General features: G+C 61.2%; 15 protein-coding genes and 1 pseudogene. 5 read left to right on the plus strand and 11 right to left on the minus strand.

The window, feature by feature from the left end; all coding sequences use genetic code 11:
• A partial coding sequence (locus tag QZ409_RS07660; protein ID WP_296708901.1) for an IS3 family transposase occupies positions 1-1,058 on the minus strand: 1,058 nt, incomplete at its 3' end.
• Positions 1,043-1,183, minus strand: a pseudogene (locus QZ409_RS07665) (transposase); the annotation flags it as partial. The pseudogene QZ409_RS07665 and the gene QZ409_RS07660, both read right to left, overlap by 16 nt.
• Before the next feature lie 54 nt (positions 1,184-1,237).
• On the opposite strand from QZ409_RS07665, the gene QZ409_RS07670 reads away from it, so the two are divergent.
• The 4 genes from QZ409_RS07670 to QZ409_RS07685 all read left to right on the plus strand — a co-directional run bounded on the left by QZ409_RS07670 (position 1,238) and on the right by QZ409_RS07685 (position 4,065).
• Positions 1,238-1,492 carry a phasin family protein gene (locus QZ409_RS07670; protein ID WP_296708903.1) on the plus strand — a complete coding sequence of 85 codons (255 nt, stop codon included), beginning with the start codon at positions 1,238-1,240 and terminating at the stop codon, positions 1,490-1,492.
• Positions 1,493-2,651: 1,159 nt separating this feature from the next.
• Positions 2,652-3,104 (plus strand): hypothetical protein, encoded by a 453-nt coding sequence (locus tag QZ409_RS07675; protein WP_296708905.1) that lies wholly within the window; start codon positions 2,652-2,654, stop codon positions 3,102-3,104.
• Between the two features lie 3 nt (positions 3,105-3,107).
• Entirely contained in the window at positions 3,108-3,470 is a 363-nt protein-coding gene (locus QZ409_RS07680; protein WP_296708908.1) for a phage holin family protein, read from the plus strand.
• Position 3,471: 1 nt separating this feature from the next.
• Entirely contained in the window at positions 3,472-4,065 is a 594-nt protein-coding gene (locus QZ409_RS07685) for a hypothetical protein (RefSeq protein WP_296708913.1), read from the plus strand.
• A gap of 61 nt (positions 4,066-4,126) precedes the next feature.
• Here QZ409_RS07685 and QZ409_RS07690 read toward each other — a convergent pair whose 3' ends face one another.
• Entirely contained in the window at positions 4,127-5,011 is an 885-nt protein-coding gene (locus tag QZ409_RS07690) for a LysR family transcriptional regulator (RefSeq protein WP_296708915.1), read from the minus strand.
• A gap of 103 nt (positions 5,012-5,114) precedes the next feature.
• On the opposite strand from QZ409_RS07690, the gene QZ409_RS07695 reads away from it, so the two are divergent.
• Positions 5,115-6,128 (plus strand): bile acid:sodium symporter family protein, encoded by a 1,014-nt coding sequence (locus QZ409_RS07695; RefSeq protein WP_296708918.1) that lies wholly within the window; start codon positions 5,115-5,117, stop codon positions 6,126-6,128.
• A 59-nt stretch (positions 6,129-6,187) separates the two neighbouring features.
• On the opposite strand, the gene QZ409_RS07700 is transcribed toward QZ409_RS07695, so the two are convergent.
• The 8 genes from QZ409_RS07700 to QZ409_RS07735 all read right to left on the minus strand — a co-directional run bounded on the left by QZ409_RS07700 (position 6,188) and on the right by QZ409_RS07735 (position 14,393).
• Complete coding sequence (locus QZ409_RS07700) at positions 6,188-6,859, minus strand: hemolysin III family protein (protein ID WP_296708922.1); 672 nt, start codon at positions 6,857-6,859, stop codon at positions 6,188-6,190.
• A gap of 189 nt (positions 6,860-7,048) precedes the next feature.
• Positions 7,049-9,139, minus strand: a complete 2,091-nt coding sequence (locus QZ409_RS07705; protein WP_296708927.1) for a xanthine dehydrogenase family protein molybdopterin-binding subunit — start codon at positions 9,137-9,139, stop codon at positions 7,049-7,051.
• A gap of 110 nt (positions 9,140-9,249) precedes the next feature.
• Positions 9,250-9,726 carry a (2Fe-2S)-binding protein gene (locus QZ409_RS07710; RefSeq protein ID WP_296708930.1) on the minus strand — a complete coding sequence of 159 codons (477 nt, stop codon included), beginning with the start codon at positions 9,724-9,726 and terminating at the stop codon, positions 9,250-9,252.
• A gap of 19 nt (positions 9,727-9,745) precedes the next feature.
• A complete protein-coding gene (locus QZ409_RS07715) occupies positions 9,746-10,606 on the minus strand; it encodes an alpha/beta hydrolase (protein ID WP_296708935.1) in 861 nt (286 codons plus the stop codon).
• 272 nt (positions 10,607-10,878) lie between these two features.
• On the minus strand, positions 10,879-11,475 hold the full coding sequence (locus QZ409_RS07720) for a cytochrome P460 family protein (protein ID WP_296708940.1): 597 nt from the start codon (positions 11,473-11,475) through the stop codon (positions 10,879-10,881).
• Between the two features lie 160 nt (positions 11,476-11,635).
• On the minus strand, positions 11,636-12,274 hold the full coding sequence (locus QZ409_RS07725; protein WP_296708943.1) for a DNA-3-methyladenine glycosylase: 639 nt from the start codon (positions 12,272-12,274) through the stop codon (positions 11,636-11,638).
• On the minus strand, positions 12,271-12,651 hold the full coding sequence (locus tag QZ409_RS07730; RefSeq protein WP_296708946.1) for a nuclear transport factor 2 family protein: 381 nt from the start codon (positions 12,649-12,651) through the stop codon (positions 12,271-12,273). Before QZ409_RS07730 ends, QZ409_RS07725 begins: the two co-directional genes overlap by 4 nt.
• Positions 12,652-12,782: 131 nt before the next feature.
• Complete coding sequence (locus tag QZ409_RS07735; RefSeq protein ID WP_296708950.1) at positions 12,783-14,393, minus strand: PQQ-binding-like beta-propeller repeat protein; 1,611 nt, start codon at positions 14,391-14,393, stop codon at positions 12,783-12,785.
• Positions 14,394-14,432 lie beyond the last annotated feature (39 nt).

Raw genomic sequence — 14,432 nt, forward strand, 5'->3', positions numbered from 1 at the left:
GCCTTGGCTGCGCCAACAGCCCGATCAATCACCGAACGCGCGCGCCTGAACCCCAAATACCCCGCAGGATCGGATCCAGCGCAGCAAAATCTATTCCCTTCAACCACATAGACAGATGGGTGTTCTATTGCGCAGTTGTAGAAGGTCATCCAGCGTCCGATCCCGGCCTTCGCCTGCGAGCCCGTCTCCCAAGCATGCAGGTAAACGCACTCGTATTTCAACGATCGCCAGAGCCGTTCGATAAAGATGTTGTCGATGCAACGGCCTTTTCCGTCCATCGAGATATTGGCGCCGACGCGCTTCAGTCGGTCGGTCCAGGCGAAGGACGTGAACTGGCTGCCCTGGTCGGTATTCACGATCTCGGGCGCCCCGAAGCGATGGATCGCCTCGTTCAGGGCCTCGACGCAGAACTCGGCCTCATAGGTATTTGATACCCGCCAGGCCAGCACCTTGCGGGTGCACCAGTCCATGATGGCGATCAGATACAGGAAGCCGCGTTTCATCGGCAGATAGGTGATGTCAGCGCACCAGACCTGATTGGGGCGGTCGACCCGCAGCCCCCGCAACAGGTAGGGATAGGTCTTGTGTCCCTTCGCCGGCTTGCTGGTGTTGGGCTTCTGGTAGATCGGCATCAGGCCCATCAGGCGCATGAGCCGCCGGATGCGCTTCACGTTCACCGGATGGCCTTCATTCTGCAAATGCCAGGTCATCTGCTGGACGCCGTAAAACGGCGTCTCCAAAAACTGCTTATCGATCAGCAGCATCAGCGCGAGGTTCAGCTCTGTCTCGCCCTGCGGCTCGTAATAGAACGATGACCGCGAGATCGACAGCAAGCGACACTGCATGCCGATCGATAGCGCTGGGTGGTGAGGCTCGATCATGCCGCGCCTCACTTCCCGGTCCAGGGCTTGAGCTTTCTGGACAAAAAATCGTTGGCTACCGCCAACTCCCCGATCTTCGCGTGCAAGTCGCGGACAGCGCCCTCGTCGATCTCGGCCTTCTTCTTGGCTCCACGTTCGAAGATGTCGGTCGCTCCTTCGAGCAGCGCCTTTTTCCATTGGTGGATCATGGTGGGATGCACGCCATAAGCTGTCGCCAGCTCGGCAGCGGTCTTCTCGCCCTTCAGGGCTTCCAGCGCGACGCGCGCCTTGAACGCGCCGTCATGATTTCTCCGCTTCGACATGCCTGATCTCCTCTCTGTTGGAGACCAGCAGACATCAGATTGTAGCTTCCGTCAGTGTCCGATTTTCGGGGAGGTGCTCACTTTCTGACCAAATTAGCGAGCGCCAAGAGCCCCGGCGATCTGATTCAAATCCAGACCGACTATGCTCAGGCGGCGTTCGAGGCCACGCTCGCACGGTCGAACAAGATCCGCGTGCTGCTCGGCGAGCTTTCCCGCGACACGATCGCCTCAGTGACCGCGGGCGCGGAACAGGCGAAAGTCGAAGCGAAAACACTCCCGGTCGCCAAGAAGCTCGAGGCCGCCGAATAGCGCATCTTCGTCCGCCGATGCCGGAAACAAGAAAGCGGCGCAAACGCGCCGCTTTCCCGTCAGCATCCCACGCGAATTGGACTCAACGCACCCGCATATCGCCCCTGGCGGCGCTCATGCGTGCAGCCCCGCTCATTCGTCCCGCGTTGACGTGGTTCGGGGCAATGCGCCCTCCGGCTGAAAAACCGCCGCCTGAACGCGCGGGCATGTTCCTGTTGGCGACCGGCCCCCGGAAAGAGCCAGGACGAGCCATGTCCGCTGCCCCACCGACTGCTCCCCAACGTTGTCCGCCAACGCGACGGCCATAATATTCGCTCCCCCGATTGCCGCCGAAAATTCCAAAGCCGAAGCTGTCGAAAGGATAGCTGGAATTATAGTAGCCATAATCGTCGCCAGCGAAGGCGGCATTATCGCCGTTATAATAGACGTAACGGCCGCCATAGCCCGAGCATCCTGCGTCGAATGAGGGATCGCATGCGGCGCCCGATGAAAACTCCGTGCGGTCTCTATAAACCACGGTCGGAGTTATCGGCGCGGGCGCGACGATCGCCCGTCGCGGCCCGAACGCAATGAGCGTCGAGGAAAGATAGCCTTCGGCCCCTTCCCAATTCACTCGACACCACGAGCCTGAGCATGAGCCGACCTCGATCTGCGCTTGGTCGGGAACGATGCCGACAATAGCGCTTCCGACCCCGGGACCGCTCCGCAGATTTGCGTTAAAGGTCGCGAACGCCGGCCGTGCGAGAGCGCTCGCACATGAGCTGGCCATGAGCCCGCCGACAAGTACCGCTACTGTTTTGTAAGGCATGTGATCCCCTCCATACTGGGTCGCACACGCGTACAGAAATATTTAGCTGAAGCCGATGAATGGTTGCGTTCTAGACTCTCGCTAAACGGCCGGACGCGCGCTGTTTATCGTTATAAAACTGCTATTGAGCTAGTCTGTTCCAAAAATTGTTTGCTTATTTCGTGCTTGAACTTTTCTTATTCCGAAACAAATAACAACATGAAGCGTTAAATACATGCCGCCGCCGTCTTGAGCGATGGCTAAAGCTCGAAAGCGAGGATGGCGCGGCGGGATTCATTTCAGCCGGAAGGAACAATCTTCATCGACGGCTGTTCGCTAAATAGGTTCAATTTCGGATCGGGAGACGTTCCAATGAACAAAGACAATCTGGAAGGCGCTGTGCGCTCGGCGGTGGGCCAGGGTGAAAAATTCGTGGGCCAGGCGATCGGCGATAGGGCGACGACGGCTCAGGGCCGTTACGACGATGCGGCCGGCAAGGCGCAGTCAGCGTTTGGGAGTGCGCAGGATGCGGTCAGCGGGACCGTGAGCGCTATTTCCGCACTCGACTTTTCCGGCATGCGCGATGAGATCAGCAAGCTGACCCAGCAGGTCTCGGATCTCGCACAAAACCAGCTCTCCACGAGCCGCGACCAGGTGGTCGGGGCGATGGGAGCGGCGCGCGACAATCTGTCGGAGTCCGCCACCGTTGCGCAGGATCGGTTCATAGCAATCGAGAAGGATGTCGAATCGCGGATCAAGGGAAATCCCTGGGGCGCGGTGGCCGTCGCCGGCCTGGTTGGACTTCTGATCGGAAAGATGAGCTAGCCCATGCGCTCGACACTCGAACTGTCCCATGACGTCATCAATCAGGTTCAGGATTTGGTGCGCGTGGAGCTCGCCTTGTTCCGCGCCGAGATGGGCGAGCGCACCAGCGGGATTCCGTCCAGTCTGGCCGCGGTGGGGATTGGAGTCGTTCTTCTCCCCGTCGGCATAGGTATGGTTCTGGTCGCCGCCAGCCTGTTTCTTTTTCGTTACGGACTTCCGCTCGATCTGGCGTTTCTGATCGTCGCGGTGGTTGCGATCGTCATGAGCCTGATCCTGCTCCGCTCGGGCGTCGCGAGATTGAAGCTGTCGCGCTTCGTCCCAACCAAAAGCATCTCGCAAATCTCATCCTTGTTTGGAGGGCTTTAGCGTGGGCGTGAACTTCGCGACTTCGAGCGAATATGAAGCGGAAGCCAATCGCTTGAGGTCGGAAATCGGCGCGACCATCGGCGCCTTGCGCACCAGCCTTACGCCTTCGAACCTGATGTCGGAGGCGGCGGCGCGCGCTGGGGTCGCCGATATGTCCTGGGCAGGCGCGTTCGATTATGCGAGCAAGCGGCATCCGATTCCAACCGCCGTCATCGGATTGGGTCTTGCGCTACTGACGATGTCGGCGATTCGAAAGCGGGCGACGCGTGGAAATGTCGCAGCCCTGACGACAAGCTTGCGCGAATCGTCCGATTCACTTTTCGAAACTGCGAGCCAGGCGTTTCGGGAGCGAGCGGAGCTCAAACGGAAGGAATTTCTCGACGTCGCGCGGACGCAGGTCGCGACAGGCGCGGCAATGCTGTCCGATGAAATCGAGAAAGGGCTGGAGGGCGTCATGGGGCATGCGCCGGGCGGACCGAAGGTTCGATCTCTCATCGAATCGTCAATTCAGCTTGCGCTTGCGGCTGCGCTTGAGGGTCTGTTTGCTGCGCGCATGACGCCGCGCCCATCGCAGCATGGCGACCAAGAACTATAGGTTCAGGCCGCACGGTCTTTGCGTTGGGGCTGCATTGCTCCCTCCTGCCCCCAATTCGCGACTAGATCCGGCAATCGCTCTGGAATGCGGAGTGGTAGGCCCTGCCCAAGTCTAGAATTGTGCCGGCCAACGCCTCGACGGGAGCGCTGGGCCGGCGCACGGCCGGAACGACCACGAATTCTGTCGCGCCAAGGGCGGGAAGACCGGCCTCCGGTCCCAGCGCAACGACGCCATCGGCCTTCAGGCAAGCCGATTGCGCGCCAACGCCGAGGCCCCCGGCGACGGCGCCCACCAGACCGGAGAGCGAACCGCATGAGCAGGCGATGCGCCAGGGAATGTCGGCGCCTTCGAGGGCGATCAGGACAGCCTCGCGGGTGATGCTGCGCGGCGGATAGACGACGATCGGCAAAGGCCGATCCGGATCGCGACGCCAGTCCTTCGCAGCCACCCAGACCATGTCTTCACGCCACACACTGCGCCCGCGTTCTTCGCCAGCCCTGCGCTTGGCGAAAATGAGGTCGAGCGATCCCTGATCCATCCGCTCGTAAAGATCGGCCGCCAGCCCGACGGTCATTTCCAGATCGACTGCGGGATGTCTCGACGCAAAGGCGCGAAGAACCTCGGGCAGCAAAGGCGAAAGCGCGAAATCCTCCGACGCGCCGAAACGCACGCGGCCGCGCAGTTCGGCATGGGAGAAATAACGTTCGGCGCGCGAATGGGCGACGAGAATATCTGACGCCAGCAGGGTCAGCGCCTGTCCGTCGACGGTCAGGGCGACGCTATGCGTGTCGCGGTCGAACAGACGCCGTCGCGTCGCCTGTTCGAGCCGGCGCACATGCTGGCTGACGGTCGATTGCCGCAAGCCCCGGCGGCGCGCCGCCTCGGAAAAGGAGCCGGCTTCCGTGACAGCGAGGAAGGAGACGAGCAGGTTCGGATCGTAAAGCATGGCTATCATGATACACGATAACTGATACCTTCAATAGAGCCATTCAGAATGAGCAAAAACTGGGGCATTGTCGGGCTCTCCCGTCACAGGACCCGTCAGACCCATGCGCCAGTTCCTGCTTCGCGTATCGCCCGATCGCTTCACGCTTCTGCTCATCGGCACCGTTGCGCTGGCGAGCGTTGCGCCGCCCTCGGAGGCTTTCGAGACGCCGGTGAAGATCGCGACGTCCGTCGCGATCGCCTTGATGTTTTTCCTTTACGGCGCCCGCCTCGCCACGGCGAATGTCGTCGCCGGGATCGGGCATTGGCGGCTGCATTTGGTTGTGCTCGCCTCGACTTTCGTGATGTTCCCCTTGGTCGGAATTGTCCTGGGGCGCCTGCCACAGCAGGTCATGCCGGCGCCGTTGGCGTTGGGAATGCTCTATCTGTGCCTGTTGCCCTCGACCATTCAGTCGTCGCTCGCCTTCACCTCGATCGCGGGCGGGAATGTCCCCGCCGCCATGTGTGCGGCGACATTGTCGAGCCTTGTCGGCACGGTGCTGACGCCGATCCTTGTCGCAGTCCTCGCTTCGGCCCATGGCGCAGCGCCGGCGGGCGCCGCCATACGCGAGATTGTCTTTCTCCTGGTCGTGCCCTTCCTCGCCGGGCAATTGCTGCGGCCCTGGATCGGCGGCTTCGTGGCGCGGCACAGAGCGCTGCTTGGCGCGACCGATCGCGGGTCGATCCTTCTGGTGGTCTATTCCGCTTTCGGCCATGCGGTGCGGGCAGGCCTTTGGAGCGCATTGCCGCCGGGCGGTTTGGTCGCAATGCTCGCGCTTGAAGCGCTTGTTCTGGCCGCCGCGCTGCTGGGCACGCATTTCGCCGCCGAGCGACTCGGTTTCAATCGCGCCGACAGGATCGCCATCGTTTTCTGTGGATCGAAGAAAAGCCTCGCCGCGGGCGTGCCGATGGCCGGCGTGCTTTTCCCCGGTCCGGATCTCGGCATGATCATCCTTCCGACCATGCTCTTTCATCAGATGCAGTTGATGGTTTGCGCCGTTCTGGCCAAAAGATGGTCTCACGAGACATTGGCCGAAGCGCCGGAACTGACGAGCGCAGCGCAGGCGCCGTCGCCATAGCCGCCCCGCTTTCGACTGGCAGTCTCACCCACGAAAGTCTGAAATTCTTGAAATATGTTCTAAGCGCTGCGCCCGATCGCGTGGGCAATTCCGGCATATTGGCAGCCGGCGGCGATGGCGACGAAGCAATGCCAGATGGCGTTCTGATATTTCAGACTGTTCCATTTATAAAACAGCACGCCGACCGAATAGAACAACCCGCCGACGATGAGCAGGATCATCGTCGGCGCGGGTAGGATGGCGACCAATTGTTTTCCCGCGAAAATAGCCACCCAGCCGAGCGCCAGATAGACGACGATCGAGGCGCGGTCGAACCGGCCCGGCAGCAGGATTTTCACCGCCGCGCCACCGAGCGAAACGATCCACACGATCGCCGCCAGCGTCCAGGCGAGGGCGCCGTTCGGCAATTGCGACAGCAGCGCCGTATAGGTGCCGGCAATCATCAAATAAATCGAAGCGTGGTCGAACCGCCGAAGCTGCCATTTCAGATGCGATGGCGGAGTCATGTTGTAGGCCAGGGAAAAACCGAACAGCAGGAAAAAGCCGGCCGCATAGACGCCCATGGCGAGGGCGTCGGAAAGTTCGCCCTGCCGGACGACGCTCCCGATCAGCACGGCAAAGGCGATCAACCCCGCGACAATGGCGACGGCATGGACAAAGGCGTCGGCGATCAGCTCGGCATGACTATAGCCGCGTTTGAATAGGCGAGGATGGTCTTCGGGTAGCGTCATTGAGGCCCCCAACGCCTACGGACTGTCGCAACTTCCCGCAGCTAAGCAAAGGCTTGTGGCGAGGGCATGGCGGGAGAATTTGATGCTTGCGGCTTGCCAGCCGCATTCGCTCGGATCGGCGGTGCCGGATCATCAGGATTCCGCCCGATCGCGCCAAAGCCTGTGTCGTCCTAAGCGGCGAGCCTTCTGTCAAGTCGCCTGCTTGAGCGCGATCGTGTCCACGGGCAGCTTTCTGAGACGCTTGCCTGTCGCCGCGAATATCGCGTTTGTGACCGCCGGCGCGATGGCTGACGTTCCGGCTTCGCCCATGCCGCCTGGCGGCTCGGAGTTTTTGACGATGTGGACTTCTATGGCAGGCGCCTCGTTCATCCGAACCATTTTGTAGTCATCGAAGTTGTTTTGTTCGACGCGGCCGTTCTTCAACGTAATATTGCCATAGAGCGCCGCCGTGATGCCGAAGATGACCGCGCTCTGTATTTGCGCGCGTACGGTATCTGGATTGACGACGGTCCCGCAATCGACCGCGCAGACGACCCGCCTGACCCGAACTACACCTTCCTTCGACACTTCGACCTCGGCCACATGCGCCATATAGCTTGCGAAGACGAACTGGAGAGAGACGCCGCGACCGACTCTTTCGGGCAATGGGTCGCCCCATCCGGCTTTTTCCGCAGCGAGTTCGAGGACGGCTTTGGCGCGGGGGGAATTGCCGAGCAACGCGCGCCTGTAGACGACGGGATCCTGCTTCGCGGCAGCGGCCAATTCATCCATGAAGCTTTCGGTAACGAAAACATTATGCGATGGCCCCACGCTGCGCCAGAAAGCCGTCGGAACGCCCGGCGGCTCCACCCGCAGATATTCGACGTGAAGGTTCGGGAGCGCGTATGTCAGATCAATCGCGCCTTCGGTGGTGTCCGGGTCGAGGCCGTCCTTGAACGCCGGAGGGAGATATCTCGCGATAATCGAGGAGCCTGCGAAACGATGCCTCCAGAATATCGGCATTCCCTTTTCGTCGAGGCCGGCGGACAACCGGTCGAGGAAGGCGGGCCGATACATGTCGTGCTGGATATCTTCCTCGCGCGTCCACACCACCTTGACGGGGCCGTTGACGTGCTGGGCGATCTGCACGGCGCGGGCGACGTAGTCGGACTCGAGCCGACGGCCGAACCCTCCGCCGAGGTAATGGTTATGGACCGCAACCTTCTCCGGCGGAATGCCGGCGGCATTCGCGGCCGCCGCTTGCGCCCGCGCGATCGCCTGCGTGCCAACCCAGATCTCGCAGCCGCCCTCCTTGACGTGGACCGTGCAGTTCACAGGCTCCATCGGGGCGTGGGCAAGAAACGGAACCTGATAGATCGCCTCGACCTTTGAGGCCGCGCTCGCTTCCGCCTTCTCGACATCGCCAATATTCTGTGCGACCGCACCTGAACTGAGCGTCGCCTTCTCGAGTTCCGCAAATATTTCTTCGGTGGTGAGGCTGGCGTGCGGCCCGCCGTCCCATTCGATCACCAAGGCTTCCAACCCCTTCTTCGCCGCGCCCATGTGATCAGCGACAACAGCGACGGCATCATCGAGCCGCACGATCTGACTTACGCCCTTGACGGCTTTCGCCGCGCGGTCATCGACGCTTTTCACGTGACCGCCGAAAACAGGCGACTGCGCCAGCGTCGCAATCTTCATTCCCGGTAGCCGGACGTCGATTCCATAAATCGCGGCGCCATTGACCTTGGCCGGCGTGTCAAGACGCTTGGCTGGCGTCCCGATAAGCGTAAAATCTTCGGGACGCTTGAGCGCCACATTTGCCGGGACCGGGATTTGGGCGGCGGCGGCGGCGAGTTCGCCGTATTTGAGGCTGCGCCACGTCGGCGTGTGAAGCACTGCGCCGCTTTGCGCCCGGCAGGACACAGGATCGACGTTCCAGCGCTTCGCCGCCGCCAGCACCAACATCGTCCGCGCCGTCGCGCCAGCTTCACGCAGCGGCTTCCACGCTCCGCGTATCGCGTTCGAGTTGCCGGTCGCCTGGATGCCGAGCAAAGGGTTGGCGTAAAGCTTTTCATTGGGAGGAGCGGACTCAAGCCGAACCTGTTTCAGGTCCACCTCCAGCTCTTCGGCAATGAGCATCGGGATCGACGTGTACGTGCCTTGACCCATCTCGACATAGGGCATGGTCAGGACAATTTCCCCGTCGCCGCCTATGCGGATGAAGGCGTTCGGCGCGAATGCGATTGTCCCCGCCGTTTCCGCTTCGCAACGTCCATACGGCAAGCTCAGGCTCACCATCAGCCCGCCTCCTGCGGCCGCTCCGACCCGGAAGAATTCTCGCCGGGAAAATGCGCTCGACGATCCAGATTGTTCAGGCAAGGTCGGGCGGGATGGTTGGTTGTCGAGACTCATGGCGTGCGTCCCTGCTTGCTCGATTGCGCCGCCAACTTGATCGCTTCGCGAATTCGCGAATAGGTTCCGCAGCGACAAATGTTGCCCGACATCGCGTCGTCGATGTCGGCGTCTGTCGGATGCGGGTTCCTCGCGAGCAGCGCGGCGGCGGACATGATCTGGCCCGACTGGCAATAGCCGCATTGCGGGACCACGTCGTCGAGCCAGGCCTTCTGTATCTTCGCGCCCGCTGGGGTCCCGCCAATCGCCTCAATCGTGGTGATTTCGGATGAGCCGACGCTGTCGACGGGAGTGATGCAGGAGCGGACAGGCGCGCCATCCATATGGACTGTGCAGGCGCCGCACAGCGCCTTGCCGCAACCAAACTTCGTGCCCGTCATGCCGAGAACATCGCGCAAAACCCAGAGCAGCGGCGTGTCGTCGTCCACATCGACGGTGTGGGTCCCCCCGTTGACTCGGATCGCGAAAGTCATCACGCCCTCCTTGAACAGATCAAGCTCTTCCGACCTCGATGACGGCTTCGGCGAAGGCCTTCGGAGCTTCCTGCGGCAGATTGTGCCCTACCCCGCCCTTGATCAGCCGGTGCTCATAGCGACCCGAAAACATCTTTGCGTAAGCAGCAGCGTCCGGGTGTGGGGCGCCGTTGGCGTCGCCTTCCATGGTGATAGTCGGCGCCGAAATGATTGGGCCATCGGCAAGTCGTTTTTCCAAATCGTCGTACTTCGTTTCGCCGTCAGCCAGGCCGAGTCGCCAACGATAGTTGTGGATGACAATGGCGACATGGTCAGGATTATCGAAGGAAGCGGCGGTGCGCTCGAATGTGGCGTCATCGAATTCCCATTTCGGGGAAGCGAGGCGCCAAATGAGCCGCGAAAAATCGCGCCGGTATTTTTCGTAACCGACTCGCCCGCGTTCGGTCGCAAAATAATACTGATACCACCATTGAAGCTCGGCCTCCGGCGGCAGCGGCGCCTTGCCGGCTTTCTGGGAACCGATCAAATAACCGCTGACGGAGACCATGGCTTTGCAGCGTTCCGGCCACAGCGCCGCGATAATGTTCGCCGTTCGAGCGCCCCAGTCAAAACCGCCGATCGTCGCCTTTTCGATTTTGAGAGCGTCCATCAGCGCAATCACATCGACGGCAAGCGCCGCCTGCTCGCCATTGCGCACCGTGTCGTCTGAAAGAAATCGGGTCGCGCCATAACCGCGCAGATAAGGAACGATCACGCGATATCCGGCCTGCGCCAGAAGTGGCGTTACGTCGACGTAGCTGTAAATGTCATAGGGCCACCCATGCAGAAGAACGACCGGGGGACCGTCGCCCGGACCCGCTTCCGCGTAGCCGACATTCAATACGCCAGCGTCGATCCGGCTCAGCGGGGCGAATGATGTGTTGGTCGCCGGCTTCGACGCCGGCGAACTGGACGTTATTTCCTGCGCAGTCGTTGAATCCGACATGCCGATTTGGGCGGCGGCGAAAGATAAGGCGGCCGCGCCAACAAACCGGCGGCGATCGCGATCGATCTCTGAGGATGATTCTGGCGTAAGCACAGCCAAATCTCCTATACTGGATTCTTGCCCTGTCGTTCAGGCCGCCTTTGCCGTCCTCGCGCCGCGCAGCTCGCTCACCTCTTCGGGTAGGCAGTGAAAACATAATCCTTTGCCTTCACGATCGTATGGCACGCGTAGCCGCAGTCCGCGCCGCTCCCATTGGGCTTGAACCCGTCCGACGGGGCGTCATAGTCGAATTCGGCATATCCCCATCCGCCGGTGTCGGGAAATCTCTTGCTATCCCTGATCATGAAATCAACGTCGTGTAAGGCGCCCGAAATTGTCGTCGGCGCAGGAGCGTCAGCGCTCTTTGTTGGCGTCCAATGGATTTTCGCCATTTTTGCGCCGTCGGGAAAAGGCTTGTCCGCGCCATAACCCCCGGCCCGATAGGCCTCGATCATCACGGGATTGGCGAGGATCACGGCGATCGCGTCCTCGGTCTGACTGACGCTGACGACCCGCCAGTCTTCGTATCCCCTGAAATCCGAGAATGCGAGCCCATTCGGCACTCGGAGAGTGTATTTGTCTTGCGCGGAAATGGCGCTGCCGTCCATGACGGCGAACAATGGTAAAATGATCGTTATCTGCGAAGGCGCAAGTCTGATCATGCCCAACCCTCCCCGACGAATGGCAGGTAACGTCCCTGCCATTTGTTCATACGGCTCCGGCATTTACTGTTGAGCTTCAGTTCTTTTTAATTGTGCTCTTATGCAAATCACAACATGTCGTACAGAAAGCGCAAACGTTGCAATTACCTATCGCGCGCCACGTTTTAAACTGACGAACCGAGGAAAAGTTGCACTCAAGCAAAATTGCCGGTTCTTCCGATGGTCACTTATTCAGTGAGGGATCTTGTTCCGCGAGGGATTTTGGTCCGCTGACGAAAGGACTGTTCCGAAGATAAAAACGCAAGAGGCGGTTCGCATCCCGCGAAATGCCGATTCTAACGCTCTGCCCGATTTCGCCGGGTTCGCGGTCACACCATCCGAGCCATAGAGGGCCTTCTCGGCAAAGATCGATCCCGTCGAGCGAACGATCGACCCGCAACGCCGCCGTGAGCCTTCCAGGTCCTCGCGCCAAATCGCGCAAGCGCGCGACGCCGCGATTGAGTTGCATGATCGAAACGCCATCGAGCGGCTCGAGCGCCCTGATCAGGACGCCGGCTCCGGTCCCGGGCGTCTCGCTCGAGACATTCAACATGTACGAGACGCCATAGGCGAGATAGACATAGGCGTGCCCACGCTCAAGAAACAGCGAATGATTACGCTGCGTCATCCCCCTGTAGGCGTGCCCCGCGGCGTCGCCGACGACATAGGCCTCGGTCTCAACAATACGACCGCTGACGAAGCCTTCTGGCGCCTCCCGCACCAATAATTTGCCAATGAGATAGCGGGCCAAAGCAACCGTATCAATCGGCAGCTCTGAGCGAGCGAGCGGCAAATGGCCGTCCTGACGGCGACCCGGTTTCATGTTGTCCGCTCGACCCATTGCGCCCGCGAAGGGCCCGGCGCGAACGGATCGCCGAAATACTGGGTCTCGCGGGCGACCTTCCCATCGAGAAACTCCATGATGCTCACTGTGTAAGACGGGCGCCCGTCATAGGTGAGGACATATTCAGTGACCCAGAGGTCGCCCGCGCCAATAATCCGCCGCACTGTGAAGCGTTTCCGGTTCGGCTGCGCGGCGCGAGACGCTTCAATCTTCCGCCGCCCACGGATGCGCTCGCCCGATTGAGGATATTCGAGCACCGCGTCGTCACGGTAAATCCGGTGCTCCCCTTCGAAGTCGTTCGCATCGGAGGCGGACCAGTGGCGATCCAAAGCCGCGCGAATTTGGCGATCGTCCATGTCAAATCTCCCGCGAGCGTCAAAAATGGCTCGGCTTGTTTCCTCTAATCCGGTCCATATCCGCCCGAGCGGCTGCGCATCGTGAAATCCCGGCTCGGGCCGGGATTTCTTATTTGCATGGTCGCGAGTGCTTACGGCAGGGTCAGCACGGTCAGCTTTGTCGTTTCCTTGCCGCCCCCGAAAAAGGCGGAGACGGAGCCGGACAGGACCGCGACATATTGCCTGCCGTCCAGCGCATAGGTGAAGAGACCGCCGCCTGCGGAAGCCGGCAGTTGCTGGCGCCACAGGACCTTTCCGCTGTCCGCGTCCAGCGAATAGAGATTGCCCTTGAGGTCGCCGGCGAAGACGATTCCGCCCGAGGTCGAGGTCACATTGGCGAGCATGGGCGCCGGCGACTCGAATTTCCAGCGCAGCTTGCCAGCCGCGACATCCACCGCCGCGAGCACGCCGCGCGACTGGTCGATCGGGTCCTGCACGATGCCGCCTCCGTAGAAATGCACGCCCACCTGATGGATCGGCGCCGCAGCCTCGTGCGAAACCATCCCGCACCAATCCACCATCGGCGAGAACGCCAGCCCTCGGGCCGGGTCATAGGCGGTGCTGCTCCATTCCTGCCCGCCCAGCAGTCCGGGGCAGATGTGCGTCGGCGTTTCCGTCGCGGGCTTGTCAGCGTTTTCCTGTTTCGAAATCACGAGGTCGTAAAGCACTTCGGACGTTTCGCGATCGACGCCGCGCAGGCGCCCGTCCTTGCCGCTGACGATCAGGAGATTGCGCGTCTTGCCTTCGACCGTCGCGGTCAGCAGCGGGCTGGTTTGCGACAGATCCCAGTCATGCGTGTCATGGGGCACGAATTGCCGGGCCCAGATCAGCGTGCCGGTTTTCAGGTCAATGGCGGCGGCGGTGTTGGTGCCTTCATTGTCGCCGGGGCGGGATTCGCCATAGAAGTCCGGCGCGGGATTGCCGACGGGGACGAACAACACGCCTTTTTCACGATCCACCGCAACCGGCGTCCAGAAACTGCCGCCGCCATGGGCGATGGCTTCCGCCGAGCCCCAGCTTTTCGCGCCCGCCGCGTCCGGCGCGGGCAGAACGCCATAACGCCATAGTTCGACGCCGTCCTTGAGGCTGAAGGCGCCGATCCAGCCCTGCCCACCCCAATCGGCGCCGGCCGTACCGTAAATGATCCTGTCGTCGACAATCATCGGCGGCATGGAAAGATAATGGCTCTCCTCGGCGCTGGTGATCTGTCGGTCCCAGAGCAGACTGCCGTCCGCCATCGACAAAGCGATAAGATGCCCGTCCGCCGTGCCGCGCACGAGACGGCCTTCCTTGATCGCCGGGCCGCGATTGACGGTCGAAAGCGCCTTTCCCTTGGGCTTCCATTCATGCCGCCAGATTTCCTTGCAGCTCTGGGCGTCGATGGCGATCGTCGTCTGCGCGGCGGTGAGGTAGATGCGGCCGTCATAAAGCAGCGGCGTGGATTGCGCCTGAGCCGGCAGGCCGCTGTCGAATGTGCAGACCTGCTTGAGACTGGCGACATTGGCGGCGTTGATCTGGTCGAGCTTCGCGTGACGCCAGCCGTCATAACTCTTGTTGGTCATCAGCCAGCTATCGACGGCGGCGGCCGATTGGTCGAGTTCCACCTGGCTTGGTCCCGTCGGAGACGCCTGGGCCGCAGGGCCAGAGATCAGGGCAAGAAGGGAGGCGGCTGCGCCGAGATGGGCGAGCTTGCGGTTTTTCATTTTGAAAATTCCTGTTGGTATGGCTTGAACGCGAAAGCG

Source organism: Rhodoblastus sp. (assembly GCF_019449565.1).
Taxonomy (GTDB): Bacteria; Pseudomonadota; Alphaproteobacteria; order Rhizobiales; family Beijerinckiaceae; genus Rhodoblastus.